At 47.4% G+C, this 15,395-nt stretch carries 15 protein-coding genes; 6 read left to right on the plus strand and 9 right to left on the minus strand.

Annotated features, from left to right (window positions below; genetic code table 11):
* Positions 1–131: 131 nt before the first annotated feature.
* The gene (locus ACSAZK_RS02745) at positions 132–917 is read left to right on the plus strand and encodes a hypothetical protein (RefSeq protein ID WP_440955893.1); all 786 of its coding nucleotides are present in this window, start codon (positions 132–134) and stop codon (positions 915–917) included.
* A 241-nt stretch (positions 918–1,158) separates the two neighbouring features.
* Here the strand turns inward: ACSAZK_RS02745 and ACSAZK_RS02750 are convergent, their stop codons facing one another.
* Positions 1,159–1,554 carry a hypothetical protein gene (locus tag ACSAZK_RS02750; RefSeq protein WP_440955894.1) on the minus strand — a complete coding sequence of 132 codons (396 nt, stop codon included), beginning with the start codon at positions 1,552–1,554 and terminating at the stop codon, positions 1,159–1,161.
* Positions 1,555–1,708: 154 nt separating this feature from the next.
* Complete coding sequence (locus tag ACSAZK_RS02755; protein WP_440955895.1) at positions 1,709–2,797, minus strand: radical SAM protein; 1,089 nt, start codon at positions 2,795–2,797, stop codon at positions 1,709–1,711.
* Positions 2,798–2,961: 164 nt separating this feature from the next.
* Between ACSAZK_RS02755 and sugE the strand changes: the two genes are divergently transcribed.
* Both sugE and ACSAZK_RS02765 read left to right on the plus strand, forming a co-directional pair.
* Complete coding sequence (sugE, locus tag ACSAZK_RS02760) at positions 2,962–3,279, plus strand: quaternary ammonium compound efflux SMR transporter SugE (RefSeq protein WP_048179036.1); 318 nt, start codon at positions 2,962–2,964, stop codon at positions 3,277–3,279.
* 362 nt (positions 3,280–3,641) lie between these two features.
* A complete protein-coding gene (locus tag ACSAZK_RS02765; RefSeq protein WP_440957087.1) occupies positions 3,642–4,631 on the plus strand; it encodes an SDH family Clp fold serine proteinase in 990 nt (329 codons plus the stop codon).
* A gap of 611 nt (positions 4,632–5,242) precedes the next feature.
* Here ACSAZK_RS02765 and ACSAZK_RS02770 read toward each other — a convergent pair.
* Positions 5,243–7,015, minus strand: a complete 1,773-nt coding sequence (locus ACSAZK_RS02770) for a DUF790 family protein (RefSeq protein WP_440955896.1) — start codon at positions 7,013–7,015, stop codon at positions 5,243–5,245.
* Positions 7,008–8,441 carry a DEAD/DEAH box helicase gene (locus ACSAZK_RS02775; protein ID WP_440955897.1) on the minus strand — a complete coding sequence of 478 codons (1,434 nt, stop codon included), beginning with the start codon at positions 8,439–8,441 and terminating at the stop codon, positions 7,008–7,010. The genes ACSAZK_RS02770 and ACSAZK_RS02775 overlap by 8 nt, the downstream gene beginning before the upstream one ends.
* Positions 8,442–8,862: 421 nt before the next feature.
* Between ACSAZK_RS02775 and ACSAZK_RS02780 the strand changes: the two genes are divergently transcribed.
* The 3 genes from ACSAZK_RS02780 to ACSAZK_RS02790 all read left to right on the plus strand — a co-directional run bounded on the left by ACSAZK_RS02780 (position 8,863) and on the right by ACSAZK_RS02790 (position 11,318).
* Positions 8,863–9,534: an HD domain-containing protein gene (locus tag ACSAZK_RS02780; RefSeq protein ID WP_440955898.1), complete on the plus strand. Its 672-nt coding sequence runs from the start codon at positions 8,863–8,865 to the stop codon at positions 9,532–9,534.
* Between the two features lie 148 nt (positions 9,535–9,682).
* On the plus strand, positions 9,683–10,381 hold the full coding sequence (locus ACSAZK_RS02785; protein WP_440955899.1) for a histidine phosphatase family protein: 699 nt from the start codon (positions 9,683–9,685) through the stop codon (positions 10,379–10,381).
* Between the two features lie 160 nt (positions 10,382–10,541).
* A complete protein-coding gene (locus ACSAZK_RS02790; RefSeq protein ID WP_440955900.1) occupies positions 10,542–11,318 on the plus strand; it encodes a hypothetical protein in 777 nt (258 codons plus the stop codon).
* An 80-nt stretch (positions 11,319–11,398) separates the two neighbouring features.
* Here ACSAZK_RS02790 and ACSAZK_RS02795 read toward each other — a convergent pair whose 3' ends face one another.
* The 5 genes from ACSAZK_RS02795 to ACSAZK_RS02815 form a co-directional block, all read right to left on the minus strand.
* Positions 11,399–12,022, minus strand: a complete 624-nt coding sequence (locus tag ACSAZK_RS02795) for a SagB/ThcOx family dehydrogenase (protein WP_440955901.1) — start codon at positions 12,020–12,022, stop codon at positions 11,399–11,401.
* Between the two features lie 170 nt (positions 12,023–12,192).
* The gene (locus ACSAZK_RS02800; RefSeq protein ID WP_440955902.1) at positions 12,193–12,495 is read right to left on the minus strand and encodes a metal-sulfur cluster assembly factor; all 303 of its coding nucleotides are present in this window, start codon (positions 12,493–12,495) and stop codon (positions 12,193–12,195) included.
* A gap of 123 nt (positions 12,496–12,618) precedes the next feature.
* Positions 12,619–12,972, minus strand: coding sequence for a metal-sulfur cluster assembly factor (locus tag ACSAZK_RS02805; protein ID WP_440955903.1), 354 nt, complete (start codon positions 12,970–12,972; stop codon positions 12,619–12,621).
* Positions 12,973–13,194: 222 nt separating this feature from the next.
* On the minus strand, positions 13,195–14,289 hold the full coding sequence (locus ACSAZK_RS02810) for a uroporphyrinogen decarboxylase family protein (RefSeq protein WP_440955904.1): 1,095 nt from the start codon (positions 14,287–14,289) through the stop codon (positions 13,195–13,197).
* A 1-nt stretch (position 14,290) separates the two neighbouring features.
* Positions 14,291–14,941 carry a corrinoid protein gene (locus ACSAZK_RS02815; RefSeq protein WP_440955905.1) on the minus strand — a complete coding sequence of 217 codons (651 nt, stop codon included), beginning with the start codon at positions 14,939–14,941 and terminating at the stop codon, positions 14,291–14,293.
* Positions 14,942–15,395 lie beyond the last annotated feature (454 nt).

Genomic DNA, 15,395 nt, shown 5'->3' on the forward strand with positions numbered 1-15,395 from the left:
TTTTTTATCAGTACTGTTGAAAAAACATCATCTATTAATTAAGCCATAACTTGAAAATAATCTTTATAAGATAAGGATGTATAGACTATAATAATGAGCCCTTCTCATTATTATATACATTCTGTGATAAAATGTTGATTGATATAATTAGTGATCCTGGTAATTTAATTGTACTTCTTCCAACTGCGGTTATTCTCATAAGTGCTACAATTTATTATTTTGGAGTGCGTTTTGGGGATACACAAACTACAGAACATGGCACAGTATCACATTACTTTTTTGGCGTATTATTTATAATAAGTTACATGCTAGAACCATATTTGATATTATTTTTTGTTAAGTATTTGATATTACTTTTTGTTAAGCTTATTAATGAGGAATATATTTCCTATTCACCTAATGTTAAAATGTGTATGTTTTTGGTTATATTAGGATTATTTATAGAGATTATTTTGTATTTCCTATTTCACTATAGTGCCAAAGAGTTCAGAAAAAGACTCGAGCCACGATATACATTCGATGACTGTGAAGAAGGAAACGATGATTGTGAAGAAGGAAACTTACGTAAATGGATAGAAGACATATTTAAAAACTTAATATTTACGCGTTCAGCCCCTATCATAATAATCTTTATTATATATGGGATTATATATGGGGATTATTACTATGGTGTAAAATCAGAAATAATTTTACTATCTTTGACTCTTGCTTTCCTAACATTTACAGATATTGCTTTTTGTGCAGGATTCTGTTGTGCTCGTTATCGGAAGAATGTATTATATTTAAAAAATGGAAAGAATATTAAAGGAATTATTTTGAAGTATGGATCCTATATAAATGTATTAACAAAAGATGGAACATACTCGATAAATAAAGATGATATAAGTACTATTAAAACGAGCAAATATTCTAAATAAATTTGCAATGACTATATTTCAACCTACATTCGGCATCAACAATATTTAACCAAATTTATTTTGATCATATTATTTTTGATCATATTATTATTGCTGTTTTATCCCTAAATTATTTCGCTTTTTTAATTTCTTTTATTGAAATTATATATCGTATACATGCGACCCACTATTTTACTTCAACTTCGAATTTGCTTAATTTTATATAATCATTCCGTAGTACAAAAATGGAATTGAAATTTGCTCAACGTAGAAATTTTTGCGTTGCCTTCTGTTGTATTGTGTACTGAACTTTCAAATGGTTTTGAATCTGCAAAATCATTTCAGGATACAACAATTTGATTCTTGAGTCGCCAACACAAATAATATTTTTGTATGTTATCGCTGTTAACAATATTAGGAAATATATCCCTTCATTGAAGGCACCGCTTTTCCCCTCGGGGAACTCAATAAAAACGGCTGGAGCGTGCCGTTCTCCGAAGCAGAGAACGCTATCTCTTCTCTCAAAAACAGTGTGATCTGGATATGCCCGCGTAATGCTCCCCATATTTGTGACATTTTCGAAGACCCGTTTGCCGAGAACAGTATTTATATAAAAAATATGTATATGTAGGTTTCTCTTCTTCCTCTTCTTTTTCATTTACATTTTGGAAAGGCCGGCTGCCTTCGGCACCCGGTGAGAGCCCGGGGTCCGATAAAGCGAAGGCTAAACGGTCCCCAGAAAATTAGAAAATAGAATTAAAAAGAATTCTGGCGCTTAACTTAAAATTAGACTGCTCCCTTTTTGACACCAATCATATCAGCAAATCCTCTATCCTCGCTTCCTTCACAATCTCAATTGCCTCTGCCTCTTCCTCAAACGTCAGCCCCCTTGCGATTTCCGGATATTCCATCGCCCGGTAGACGGGCCTGTACTGGAACATCAGGTTGAACCTGACCCTGGGGATGTGCTCTGCGACCCATTCGGCAATCGGTCTTGTGCAGCAGTCAAGGTGGCCCGGTAAGACCAGATGGCGCAGCAGGATTTCGGCGGTCTCGTAGGCGAATTCGAAGTTGGGCTGGACTACTTCCAGGTAGTTTTTGACTTTCGAGTACTTGAGGGCGCAGGCGTCGTTGCCGTACTTGAAGTCCCCGAGGTAGACGTCCACCACGCCTTCCAGGAGGCGGGCGATCTCGGGGGAGTGGTACATGTTCGAGTTCCAGACGATGGGGGTGTTTTCGGAAAGTTCCCGGACGGTTTTAAGGACGGTGTGCGGGTGGGGGGTCGGGGTTACGAAGTTTACGTTTTTGGCTCCGTGCTGCCTCCGAAGGTCTATCAATTTTGCAAGTTTCCGGGGGTCGACTTCGGTGCCGGAGTCCGGGCGGGTGGAGATGTCCCAGTTCTGGCAGTAGACGCAGGCAAAGACACAGCCTGTAAAAAAGATCGTGTGGGAGGGGACAAGCTCGGGCTCTTCTCCCATGTGCAGGAACTCCGAGGCAATCCTTGAGCTGTCGGTGAGCCTGCAAAAGCCTTTTTCTCCTGCCTTCCGGGAAACCCCGCAGCGGCGCTCGCAGCAGTGGCAGCTTTCCAGAATCCGGTCAACGATTGCGATCTTCAGGTCAAGGAGGGAAGGGGAGGCTTTTTCGAGTTCCAGAAAGCCGTCGGTCAGGAGCTTCAATTTGTCCGAGGTATCGGGGTAGGCAAGGGCTCTCAGGGCTCCGGTTTCGAGCTCTTTCCTGAGCATCCGGTATTTTTCCATTTCCCGGGCATGGACTTGCCAGAGTTCTTCAAGCGGCATATCAGCTTCGAACTCCACCGGGATTCGCTCGCTTATCTTGAAAAGGGCAGGCATTTCGTTTCTCTGTACCCTGAGATAGCGCTTCAGGTACTTCGGAGCTGCCATATGGAAATATTGATCTGCATGGCTTGAATGTTTTGTCATGAATGCTTTTTTGTGAATGTCTTTTTGTGGATGTTTTTTTGTGAATGTTTTGTGATGGATGTTGTGCTGGGAATGATGTGTGGTGCCGACATGTTTAAGTGCTTTTAGTATGTGGATGGCTGTTTATGGAATGGCTTGTTCTTTTCATAGCAGGCATTTTTGAGGCTGCCTGGGCAATCGGCTTGAAGTACACGGAAGGCTTCACCAGGTTTTATCCCAGCGTGTTCACGGTAGCCTGCATGCTCTTGAGCTTCTATTTTCTGGCGCAGGCCCTGAAGACCCTCCCAATAGGGACCGGATACGCCGTCTGGACCGGAATCGGAATCCTGGGCACCACTGTCCTTGGCATCCTGCTTTTCAACGAGTCCTGCGACATCGGAAAGCTTCTGTGCATAATGCTGATTTTTTCCGGGGTAATGGGGCTTAAATTTCTCACACATTAACGTTATTTCGTATTATTCATCAAATCCTTTAACGTCCTTTCGCCCTATTCGTCAGATATATTTACTCATTTCTTTTACCCATTTCTTTTGCCCATTTCTTTTGCCCATTTCTTTTTTTGTATATTTTTTATGTTGTATGTGGGGCTAAAAATTAATAGCTAACAGGACAATGTTAGTGTGGGGATTCATTATCTGATTAAGCCCGGGGGTCCGAGCTGTATCCTTTTTCGGACAGCTTTGCCGATACCCGGTGACAGTTTTCAGGCGAATTTACAGGAAAATTTACAGGAAATTTTCGGGGCAATTTATCAGGGAGGAATTTTCTGGCAACAGTTGACAGCACTACCATCAGCCTATGGGATATACTCACCCTCTTGTTTCTGTTTTTCTTTCTCTACGCCGTCATCTACCCGCAGTGGCAGCTCAAGGTTATCCGCATGCAGCGCCAGGCAAGGCTGAAGCGGATGGAGAAGCGCTGGAGCAGCAAGGTACTCACCATGATCCACAGGCGAGAGGCAATCTCCATGTTCGGGCTTCCCGCCTACCAGTTCATAGACGAGGAGGACGCCGAACAGGTCCTGCGCTGGATCCGGAACTACCGAAAATATCCCCTCGACCTGATCCTGCACACCCCAGGGGGCCAGCTCCATGCCAGCATCCAGATCGCCCGAGCCCTGAAAAAGCACCCGAAAAAGACCAGGGTTATCATCCCCCACTACTCCATGTCCGGGGGCACAATGATAGCCCTTGCAGCCGACGAAATTGTGATGGACAAAGACGCCGTAATCGGCCCCATCGACCCCCAAATCGGAGACTTCGTGCGCGGGCTCTACCCCGCCCCTTCCTGGATTTACGCCGCAGAAACAAAAAAAGAAAAGGCGGATGACAGCACCCTGGTCATGAGCGACATCTCAAGAAAATCCCTGGAACTCACCCGGAAGGTGGCAAAGGAGCTCCTGGCTGATAAACCGAAGAAGGCCAACAATGCGGGGAAAGCTGACAAAGCCGGAAAAACTGGTAATCCGGGAATAGCCGATGATCCGGGAACGGCCAATAGTCCAGGAACTGCTGATAATCAGGGAACTGCTGATAATCCAGGAACCGCTGATAATCAGGGAACCGCTGACAATCCAGGCATGTCTGGCAAAGCCGGATCCGAACAGGGCAGAGAGATCTGGGTTGATGAAGTAGTTGAAAAACTGGTCAGCGGGGAAATGATCCACATTACGCCCCTCTCTGCCGAAGAGGCAAAGCAGCTCGGGCTCAACGTGAATACGGATTTTCCGCCTGAGGTTCACGAGTTCATGAGGTTCTTCCGGCCGGCAAAGATGAACGTGGAATATGTGGAATGAAGTTCCTTGCAACAGTTTCTCTATAATAATATCTCTGCAATAATTCCTTTACAATAATGCCTCTGCAATAAAGTTTCATGTGCTGGAGAATGTAGACAGGTTACTGTATGATACATGGAATGTATTATACATGGCATGTAGACTACATCTCATGTAGACTATTTCCAAGGCATCCGTAATTTTTTTTGCTCCCTAGTTAGGTAGTTGATGCTTCTCCAGAACCTTTAAAAATTTGCATATTGCGTGCTTTTATAAGTTAGAGAAATGTTAGCTTTTCAGGGAAATATTTCTCTTAACACCGGAAACCGTTTTTCAATTCAGATCGCGAGAAAGTGCCTCCGCCAGCTTGCCTGGCGGCCCTCACCAAAAAGAAATGAAAAAGAAAAATCAAAAAAGTGTATTTTTCGGGCTGTATCTTGTTTCTGTTCATTTTGTGTACTTACCGGTTTTTCGGTTGCTTTTACTTTTTGCATTTTGTCTTCTTTTTAATTCTGGAAGGGCCGGTCACCTTCGGTGACCGTGGACAAAAACGACGGGATATTCCTAATTCCGGTTGCATGGGGCAGAATTAATGATTTCGAACCAGCCATAACTTTCTTTTTGCTCTATCTTCAGGTTTTTTCCTTCCTGACCTTTGCATCGTCCTCACTGAGCCCAACCCAGCTAACCTTATACCCAAGCTCTTCAAGCACAGGGTAGTAGAGGCTCCTGTCAAGCCCGAATCCCTCAAAGACCTTTACAGCATCGGCGTATGTGCCCGAATTTTCAAGTTTTTCAAGTTCCCTGTCAACTTTTTCAAGGAGGTTCCGGTGCAGCACGTAGTTTTCGAGCAGCACATATTCTTCCGATTTTTCAGATTCTTCTGATATTTCCGATTCTTTCGGTTCTTCTGACCCCTTCGATTCCTCCGATCCTTCAAGCCTTTTCGAAAGAACGTCCTTCAGGGCATCGGTCCCGATCCCCTTTTCTTTTGAAATAGCTTCAAGGCTGATTATCTCCCCGGTCAGCGGAATCTCTGAATCCTGCACCTTTGCCCGATCCTCCGCACGTTTCTCAGCCTCGTACCGTCTGAGGATCTGCATGACTTCGTTGACAGGGATTTTTTTCTCATAGAAAATAACATCCTGGGCAGGGAAGTCCTTTTCCGAACACTTCAGTTTCCGGTTGATCAGCAGGATGACCGGTTCCCGGACTTCTTTCAATTTCCCTATCTTCTTTTTCAGGTACTCCGAAGTCCAGAAGCCCACGATTTCCAGGTACACGACCGTCCCGTCCCGTTCCAGGGCAAAATCCGGGACAAAGGCATATTTGCCGGCTTTCAGGACGGTTGGCTCCCGCCTGATCTCCCAACTTCCGAGTTTCAGGCCGCCGAATATCTTTTCCACGGCGCTGTCATAGATGATGCTTTCTTTTTCCGGGGTTTCCATACCTTTTTTGGGCATGCCAATCACGGTACGGGTTTCGTACCCTGCTCTTGCTTCTCCAATCCGGGTCTCTGAGGCTGAGGATTCGTATTCGGATTCAGGTCCGGTTTTGGTTTCGGGATATTCGGGCCCTTTGGGTAGCGGCGGTTTGAACGCTTTTTCTGAACTGTCAAGGGCAAATTCCAGGAGGCGTTTTCCCTGGTATCCTTTGTGCAGGATTCCGGCTTTCAGCTCCCAGTTTCCGGATCGAAGAAGGACCGGGAAAAGCCTGGCAAAAGAGTTACCGTAGCGTTCCGACATTTTGAAAAGGGAGGCAGGCCCGTCCAGGTGCAGGTGAACGCCTTCTTTTTGCTCTTCTGTTTCCCCTTCATCTTCAAGGGTGTACATGAGCCCGGTCTTGAGGATTCTCCAGAGGATTTTCTGATAATCCCCCGTGATCCGGATGTCCATGTCCACGGCTTTGAAAAGCAGGGTCTGGGTCAGGGAGATATTGTATTTTCGCAGGAGCTCGGCAGGGGAGATGGGCTCAAAGCTTTTCAGGACCTGGTTTTCTTCAAGGTCAGCCCAGAGGGCTTCTTCAAGTTCGGGGACGGATACCTTGAATTTTTCGGCTGCCTTTTCCAGGGCGGCTTCCCTTTCCAAGGTTGAAAGAGCCATTCCTCCGCAGGCTTCGAAAACGGCTTCCCTGGCGAAAGTGGGGTCTACGGCTGCATCGGTTTCGATAACGGTCCTCCTCCCGAGGAGCTGGGCAAGGCCCCGGATGAAGCGGTAGTTCATCTCTTCGAGGCCTTCCAGTTCGGATAGGAGGTCCCCGTAGGGTTTTCCCACATGCTGCTCGAAGGTCTCGATCAGGAGTTTTGCAAGTTCAAAGTTTTCGCTATCAAAGGAAGCGTATGTGGGCTTGATTTTCCCGTAGGAGATGCGGGTTACCAGGAGGTCGGATGTTAGCAGGTTATTCACCTACCCTTGGCTTTGCCTGCCTTTTTGATTGGCCCTTGGGCTGGTTCCCTGCTCGGCTGCCTGCGTTGTCCAGGGCACCTTTTCTCCTGCGGGCGGTCCCGGTCTCTGAGGTTTCAGAGGCTATGATTTCGTAGAGCACGGCTTCTTTTCCTTCCTTTTTCCTGAGGATGCGGCCCAGGCGCTGGACATAGGCCCGCTTGCTACCGGTCCCGCTCATGATGATCCCGACGCTTGCTTCCGGGACGTCGATTCCCTCGTCAAGCACCCTGGAGGTTACAACTGCCCGGTAGGCCCCGTTTTTGAACTTATCGAGGATGGAGTTACGTTCTTTTACGGGGGTCCGGTAGGTGATTGCGGGGATCAGGAATTTTTGGGAAATCCGGTGGACAAGGCGGTTGTGTTCGGTGAAAATGAAGACCCGGTCTTCCCTGTGCTCTCCCAGGATTTCTGCTAGCTTTTCGAGTTTCGAGGCGCTGTTGAAGGCAAGGTCCCTGGCTGCGTTTCTTGCCAGAAGGGCTTTTCGGGCTCCGGGGTCTCGCCCGCTTTTCATGACCAGTTTCTGGAAGTCTTGCGGGCTTTTCATTATGATGCCGGTTTTCTTGAGGTAGTTCAGGAATACGGAATAGTGTTCTTCGTAGGCTTCCCGCTCTTCGTCCGTGAGTGCTACGTTTACTTTTTCGATCCGGTAAGGGGCAAGGTGTCCGCCTGCAAGTTCCGATACTTTCTTTTCGTAGGCTTTCCCCCCGACCAGCCGGTTCAGTTCGGTATGCAGCCCGTCTTCCCGCTCGTAGGTGGCGGTAAGTCCGAGCCTGTACGGGGCTGCGGAAAATTCGGCAATGCTCCGGTAGCCTGTAGCCGGAAGGTGGTGCACTTCATCGAAGACCAGGAGCCCGAACCTGTTTCCCAGGGACTCGGCGTGGATGTAGGCGGAATCGTAGGTGGACACGGTTATCGGGAGGAGTTTCTTATCCCCTCCCCCTAGTTTTCCTATTTCCATTGAAAAGGCTTCTTCAAGCTGTTTTTTCCACTGCTCAAGCAGGTCAAGGGTAGGGACGAGTACCAGGGCAGGGGTGTTGCAGCCGGCGATTGCCCGGATTCCGACAAGGGTCTTTCCACTCCCCGTGGGAAGCACAAGCACACCCCGTTTTTCGTTCTCCCCCCAGGAGACGAGGGCTTCGGCCTGATAGTCCCGGAGTTCCAGCTTTTTCCCCGAAGCCTCGTAGGCTACCCGGAGGTCCGGGCAGGGAAGGAGATCCAGGACGTCGTCTTCAAACCCGATCCCGGAGTTTTCCAGGTAATTTAAAATGTCCCGGTACTGCATGGCGGGAGCCCTGAAGCTTTTGCTGCGCTCGTCCCAGGTTGCGTTGGGCACCCGGACGTTTCCCTCGATGAGGAGAGTACCCTGCTTGAAGCTGAGCTTGATCATTGTTTATTAAAAGTCGGGGCATGATATATAACGGTTAAGGAATACAGAGGCTCTTATTCCGGGTTTTGGGGCAGGTATTAGGGCAGGGTTTTTATGTCTGGTTTTGGAGTTGGGGCTTAAGGCTGGGTTTTTTTCTTTGTTTCTGGAGAGTTTATTTTTCCGGAGAGTTTATGAATTTTTTCAGGCTCAAAAGGTTAAAGTAAATGATTTCCATCCTTTATTTTTCTTTTAAGGGAATAATTTTTCTTTTTTCAAAATAAACTTTTTATATTTGTGGGACACAAGTTAATTGCCAAAAGACCATTGTTTTTAAAATCAGTAAATTAGTTACTTTCGATTATATAAAAACGGGCATTAAAGTATGTAATTATAAGCTTGCTGATAATGGAAAGATTGGGAATTTATATAAAAGGAATTCCATATGTGCCCGATAGACGATCCTGAGTGGAAACATAAGAATCCCAGGTTGAGAAATAACAATCCTGTAAGAAAAAATTTCGTTCCCGAACCCCTGTCCCTGGAGTCCCTCTACTCTAAGTACGGGATCGAACGCAGCCATGCCGATAACGTGGCCCGGAATGCGCTGGAACTTTTCGACCTGCTTGCCCCTATCCACGGGCTGGACCTGAAGTACCGGCAGCTCATGGAAATCGCGGCCCTTGTCCATGATACGGGGATTTCGACAGACCTGGATCAGCACCATAAGGCAGGAAGGGACATCCTGTTTAGGTACCCTCCAGCAGAACTCCCGGAACAGCTCCGACCGGTGGTTGCCTGGGCCGCGTTTTTGCACAGGAAAAAAGCCGGAGAAAAAAAGCTGGAAAAGCTCCGGAAAACCTCTTTTGCAGAAATGCCTGAAGAAATACAGGACATCACCCTGAAAGTAGCTGCCCTCCTGCGGATTGCCGATGCCCTGGACTACAGCCGGCTGGAGAGCAGGCTGGGAAGTTCAAAATTCGGAAAAAAAGCCGTCGTATTTGAGATAAAAGGCCCGGGGGCTGTAATCGATGCTGAACGGATGGCAAAGAAAGGAGACCTCTGGCACCTGCTTTTTGACACGAAACTTGAGTTCAGGCCCGAATCGAAAAAATGAGCCTGAATGCAAATTTTAAATACTATTTTAAGATGATTTATAAGATGATTTATAAGATGATTTATAAGATGATTTTGAGATGATTTTGAGATGATTTTGAGATGATTTTGAGATGATTTTGAGATGATTTTTTGAAACGGTGGCTTAAATGACTTATCTGGTGCTTGTCCGTCATGGGGAAGCCAGGTTGAACCTTGAAAAAAGGTTTGCAGGCTGGCTGGATACCCCGCTTACTGAAAAGGGAATAGAAGATGCTTTGCGCTGCGCTTCGGACCTCGAGGGTATCGACTTTGACCTTGCGTTTACCTCAAGGCTGGTCCGGGCCCGGGAGACCCTTCTCCTGATCCTCTCGAAGCAGAAAAAGCCCGGGTTCATGGTGCATGAACCGGGAGCAGAAGCAGGAGCAGAAGGTAAAGCCGCTTCACACCGGGAGTGGTACTCCTGGCCTGAAAACCTCGGGGACGAAGTGATCCCTATTTATTCAAACGAAGCCCTGAACGAACGCTATTACGGGCTTTTGCAGGGAAAGAAAAAGAAGAAAATGAAGGAAAAATACGGGGACGGACAGATTTTCATCTGGTGCAGGAGTTTTGAAACCGGGCCTCCGGGAGGAGAAAGCCTCAAAGACATCTCCACTCGCGCCGTTCCCTTTTTCGAAAAGGAAATCCTGCCTGCCGTAAAAGAAGGGAAGAACGTCATAATCTGCGCCCACCAGAACAGTTTGCGGGCACTTATAAAACATATCGAGGATATTTCCGACGAGGATATTCCGTCAGTAGCGCTTGCAACGGCAACTTCCCTGGTTTACAGGTATTCCGAAGGCAGGCTGGTGAAGGACAAAAATTGATTTTCGAGGGCGGTTGATTTTTAGAAAGAAGATCTGAAAACAAAACAGAGCCTTAACTATAAAAACTCAGTTCGATTTAAAAATATCTAAAAGTTTTTCATGGATCGTGCCCTCTATAATCTGTTAAATGGACGTGGTTCTAATGAAAAGAGTTTTATTAGTGCTTCTTATTTTGCTTGCTCTCTGCCTTTCCGGCTGTACGGAATCTCCTGAGGAGGGGGAGCACACCGACGCTGGATCAGGGGCAGTAGTTGAGGAAAACATCAGTGAGGCTAGCCCTTCCGAAACTGATGTCTCAGAGGATTCTGATGTATCTGAAGTCTCTGAAGGTTCCGGTACACAGGCCTACAGTGAAACCGAGCCCGAAGCAATCGTCGAGGAAAGTTTCAGAAATGATTACAGTTATGCCGAATTCGAAGGCCGTTTTCTCAGGCAAACAGGCTTTGAAGCCGACCCTGCGCTGGAAGGCCGCTATACCCTGACCTACCTTTATGATGTCAGGACTGATAAGCTGCCCAAATCCGTAACCGGCTTTTCCGTCGAACTCATAATCGAGGACGGGAAAATCGTGGAGAAAACATATACCAAACTTCTTGAAGACGAATATCCTTCCCTCTTCTCACAGGAAATCGATGTCCAGCAAGTAAGTGTCAGTAACGGAATCCTGCTTGAGGGCACAAGCACCCTGCCTGAAGCTACGGTGCTCAGGAGCCAGCTTTTCGCCGATGGTGAGCCTGAAAGCTGGTGGCCCAAAAATACCACCACTGTCATAAGAAACGGGAAATGGAAGTTTGAAGTGGCTCTGGGAGAAGAAGGAAGGCCCGATAAACTCAGCACAGAAGCCGAATATCTCCTGCTGGCCTGGAAAGAAGATGAACCGGCAGTCAGGTCAGGGATATACTTTGATCTGTCAGGTCCCCCGACACCTGAAGAGTAAGTGCTTCCTGCCTGACTCTTTTTTGCTTTTATCCGGTTTTGCGGCTTCTCAGTACCCTGTTTTCCGCTTTGTTTTACTTCTCAGATGTAGCCCAGCGGCATTATATAAAGCGGATCTTCGTTTGCCGGAAGCTTGAGCGCTTTTCTTACTTCCTCGTCCTCAAATGCCCCGATGGCACAGGTCCCGATCCCGAGTTCCGTTGCCAGCAGGTAGATATTTTCGGCTACGTGCCCGGCTTCCATGACCGCGTAGCGGATTCCTCTTTTCATGTATTTGCTGGTGATGCGCGGGTACACTGCGGAAATCACCAGGCTTGCAGGAGCGTTCCTGATCGTGGGCTGGGAAAGGGCAGCTGCGGCCAGCTTTGCTCTTAGGTCTCCCGAAACGTCCTCGATAAGAGAATGCTCTTCCGAGATGTACCGGTACACTCCCGGCTCGATCCCCGCCACGTTTCCGGCAACAAGGTGCACTTCCAGCGGGTAAAGGGCCCCGGCTGACGGGGCTGTCCTGAACCCCTCTTTCGAACTGATCCCCTGGGCAGCCCAGAGGAAGCGGGCCACGTCCGATTCGGAAAGTGCCTTTTCCGAGTATGAGCGAATAGATCTCCGCTTTGCAAGAATTTCTTCAAACGAGCTCCTGCCTGCAGCTCCCTGTTCAGGCAGTTTGATTTTCATCGGCAGGTCTGTAAGACCCTGGTCTCCCATATCTTTACCCCCTTAATTTCATACCCTATTCTATTTCATAACCGAATCTATTTCATACACAATTCTATTTCATACCCTAATTTAAGACCCCATTCGTGACTGTTAATAACATTTCATTCCTTTTCTGTTTCATGCAGATAATTTCGTGATCATTTCGGATTATCTCATGATCATTTCATGATCTTTCCCATCGCATCTTCCGATATCCTGGCAGGCGTCCAGGGCGGGTCCCAGACCATTTCGACTTCGACTTCCTTTATGCCTTCTATTGCCTCGACTTTTCGTTTTACGTTCTCGGCTATAACTTCCCCCATAGGGCAGCCTGGCATGGTCAGGGTCATTTCAATATGGACATGATCGCCTTTTACCTCAACCCCATAGACAAGCCCGAGGTCAACGATATTGATCGGGATCTCAGGGTCGTAAACGGTTTTGAGCACTTCGATAACTTCGTCTTTGCTGACGATAGACACTCCCCCTTTTATAAAAATATACAGTTGAAAGTTAAATACATTTCTGCTAAAAAAATGTTGACTGGGTGCAGTATTTATTGAATACTTATTGCTTAGATTATATCTGTTTCATGATCTGTTTTTTTACATGATCTGCTTTTTTACATCTTCAGGTACCCTGTCCGAGATCCTTTCAGGCGTCCAGGGTGGGTCCCAGACAAGTTCGACCTTCGCCTGCTGCACCCCTTCGATTGCCTCGACCTTTTTCCGGACTTCCTCCGGGATGAACGTGCACCTGGAACAGCCCACTTTTGCGAGTGTCATCCTGATATGCACCCTGTCTCCTTCCACGTCCACGCCGTAGACAAGCCCGAGATCGACTATGTTGATTGGAATCTCGAGTCCGTAGACGGTTTTGAGAACTTCGATAACTTCGTCTTTGCTGACGGTGCTAGCACTCCCCCTTATGAAAAATACGGAATTGGAGGTTAAATGCATTTCTGCGAAAAAAGTTGGAGGGTAAGGCAATTAGGGGATATGATTCAAAAGATGCCGGAAAATTGGGGAAAATGAAGAGAAACAAGGGAAATCAGGGAATAAAAAATAAAAAAATAGGGTCATGAAGAACTTCATAACAGATCATGGCATTCTTTAAGTTTCCTATTCATCTCTGCAGCCTCATCCCCACAGCTTCTTCCTTGCGTTTTCAGCCCTCTAGCTTCAGCCCTGGAGCGGGTATTTTCCGTGTTTTTTGGGCATTTCGTAGAAACGTTCGACGTTTTCAAGCGGGCAGTCCAGCGGGAAATCGCAGCCTGACCAGAGAATGAAACCGCCTCCGGGAGCTGCGTCTGCGATGCACTGTTTGCTTTCGGCTTCGACTTTTTCGGGGGTTCCCATGAAAAGGGTGTCAGCCGGGTTTACGTTTCCGCAGAGGCAGACTTTGTCTCCTATTCTTTCCTTTGCATCTTTGAGGCTTACCTGGTTGTCCAGGCTAAGCACGCTCATGCCAACGCCGGCCAGGATTTCCAGGCGATCAGCGGTGTTTCCACAGATGTGGTAGTGGTGGGCGTATTTATCCTTGTATTTGCGGATTGCTTCCGACTGCCTTTTTGCTGCGGGGAGTTCCAGCTGTTCGTAGAAGTCTGCAGGGATAAGGTCCCCGGAGGCTGTCGGGTCAGGGGTGAAAATGTGGTCTGCTCCGGCGTCGATCTGGGCTTTTGCGCATTCTATGCCAACATCTGCACAGAATTCAACAAGTTCTTTTGTTTCATCGGGCTTTTCGATCATTGCAAACATCAGGGGTTCCACACCAATCAGGAACCCGGCAAGGCTCAGGGGGGCCATAACCGTTCCCGTGATAAAGATGTCGTCCCCGCGCCTTTCATGCAGTTCTTTATCAAGCAGCCTGATTGCGGAAAGCTGGACAGGGATTTTCCCGTCGGTGTCCATGTTCGGGAATTTCAGGTCCTTCCAATCCTCTACTTTTTCGATGGCTTCTCCGACGACCTGCGGGATTCCCCAGGGAGGTTCGGCTTCCTTACAGCCCAGTGGCAGGGCAACGACGTTGGAACCCACAAGGACATGGACAAAATCAAGCCCGAAACGGTCCACAGCTTTAACCCAGGCGTCAGCATAGATGTCCGGGTTGTGGACGAATTTCGGGAAGTAAACGTCCTTTTCAGGCTTACCCATGCAGTTGATGTTGTCCCCGGCCATGTTTACGCCCCAGCTGCAGGGACTAAAAGCCGGGATCCTGTCAGGTTCTTTCAGGTCGATTGCTTTTTTTATCCGTTCTCCATGGCTCATTTCATCCATTTTATGCCCTCCTTTCGGCTACGAGCCTTTTGACGGCTTTAATGGCTTCAGGAGCGTTTTCGGCATAGGAATCCGCTCCGATATCGTCGCAGAATTTCTGGGATACGGGCCCTCCCCCTACCATGACCTTTACGCCGGGGACCTCTTCACTGGCCAGTTTTACAACATCTTTCATGCCAAGCATGCTTGTGGTCATGAGGGCCGATACCCCGATTACGTCAGCGTTGTGATCTTTTGCAGCCTCGATAAACTGTTCGGGGGCAACGTCCCTTCCCAGGTGGTACACGTTAAAACCTGCAGCTGCAAGCAGGCTGTTTACCAGGTTGATCCCTATGTCATGGATGTCCCCGAAAGCCACCCCCATGACCACGTGCCCGGGGTCTTCCACGCTTTCCACGTTCACATGGGGTTGCAGGACTTCCACAGCCGAGTTCATCGCCCGGGCCGACATCATGATATGGGGGACAAACATCTCCCTTTTATCATACTTGTCACTCACAATACTCATCCCGTGAGCACAGCCCTTCATGATTGTTTCGTAGGCATCAATGCCTTCTTCGATTGCTTGATTTGCAAGCTCTACTGCAAGGTCTTGCTTTCCAGCGACTACAGCGTCCGCTAATTCGTTGAAAATTTCTTCCCTGGAACTCATAAAACCACTCTGCTTTTACTCAGTCATTATAAGAAGTTCCCGGAATCCGGAAATGGGAAAGTCCGGAACCGGGATTATGGGGTTTTCACGTTTTTTAAAGCTTATTTTTTAATTTCCAGGCGCCTTTACATCCATGTTTTATGATGTTTTTGGGTTTTGGTGGTGTAGATTTTTGAATTCAAGGCGCCATTAAATCTCTTTTTGGGGTTTTGTGGTGTGTATTTTACGGTGTGAAGATTTTATGATGAGAACAGGAACCTTCTATGTCCTCAATGCCAACCCTCTCACCTATTAATATATTAAATGCCGGATCAATATAATCCCCCTGCAAGTCTTACAGTTTCCCAACCTTTTTAAAGGCCTGAAGCCAGAATTTTGCAGTAGGGGAGTGAAAAATATATTTAGATACTTATCCCACTTCGGCATTTTCGAAAAAAGCAGGCTTTAAAGGTTC

It is taken from the genome of Methanosarcina sediminis, assembly GCF_052056915.1.
Lineage (GTDB): Archaea > Halobacteriota > Methanosarcinia > Methanosarcinales > Methanosarcinaceae > MTP4.

What these genes read in the sequence shown, in the direction of transcription:
- ACSAZK_RS02745 (WP_440955893.1), top strand. Translation starts at nt 132, where the DNA reads ATGTTGATTGATATAATTAGTGATCCTGGTAATTTAATTGTACTTCTT.
- ACSAZK_RS02750 (WP_440955894.1), bottom strand. Translation starts at nt 1,554, where the DNA reads ATGAAAAAGAAGAGGAAGAAGAGAAACCTACATATACATATTTTTTAT.
- ACSAZK_RS02755 (WP_440955895.1), bottom strand. Translation starts at nt 2,797, where the DNA reads ATGGCAGCTCCGAAGTACCTGAAGCGCTATCTCAGGGTACAGAGAAAC.
- sugE (WP_048179036.1), top strand. Translation starts at nt 2,962, where the DNA reads ATGGAATGGCTTGTTCTTTTCATAGCAGGCATTTTTGAGGCTGCCTGG.
- ACSAZK_RS02775 (WP_440955897.1), bottom strand. Translation starts at nt 8,441, where the DNA reads ATGATCAAGCTCAGCTTCAAGCAGGGTACTCTCCTCATCGAGGGAAAC.
- ACSAZK_RS02780 (WP_440955898.1), top strand. Translation starts at nt 8,863, where the DNA reads ATGTGCCCGATAGACGATCCTGAGTGGAAACATAAGAATCCCAGGTTG.
- ACSAZK_RS02785 (WP_440955899.1), top strand. Translation starts at nt 9,683, where the DNA reads ATGACTTATCTGGTGCTTGTCCGTCATGGGGAAGCCAGGTTGAACCTT.
- ACSAZK_RS02795 (WP_440955901.1), bottom strand. Translation starts at nt 12,022, where the DNA reads ATGGGAGACCAGGGTCTTACAGACCTGCCGATGAAAATCAAACTGCCT.
- ACSAZK_RS02805 (WP_440955903.1), bottom strand. Translation starts at nt 12,972, where the DNA reads ATGCATTTAACCTCCAATTCCGTATTTTTCATAAGGGGGAGTGCTAGC.
- ACSAZK_RS02810 (WP_440955904.1), bottom strand. Translation starts at nt 14,289, where the DNA reads ATGGATGAAATGAGCCATGGAGAACGGATAAAAAAAGCAATCGACCTG.
- ACSAZK_RS02815 (WP_440955905.1), bottom strand. Translation starts at nt 14,941, where the DNA reads ATGAGTTCCAGGGAAGAAATTTTCAACGAATTAGCGGACGCTGTAGTC.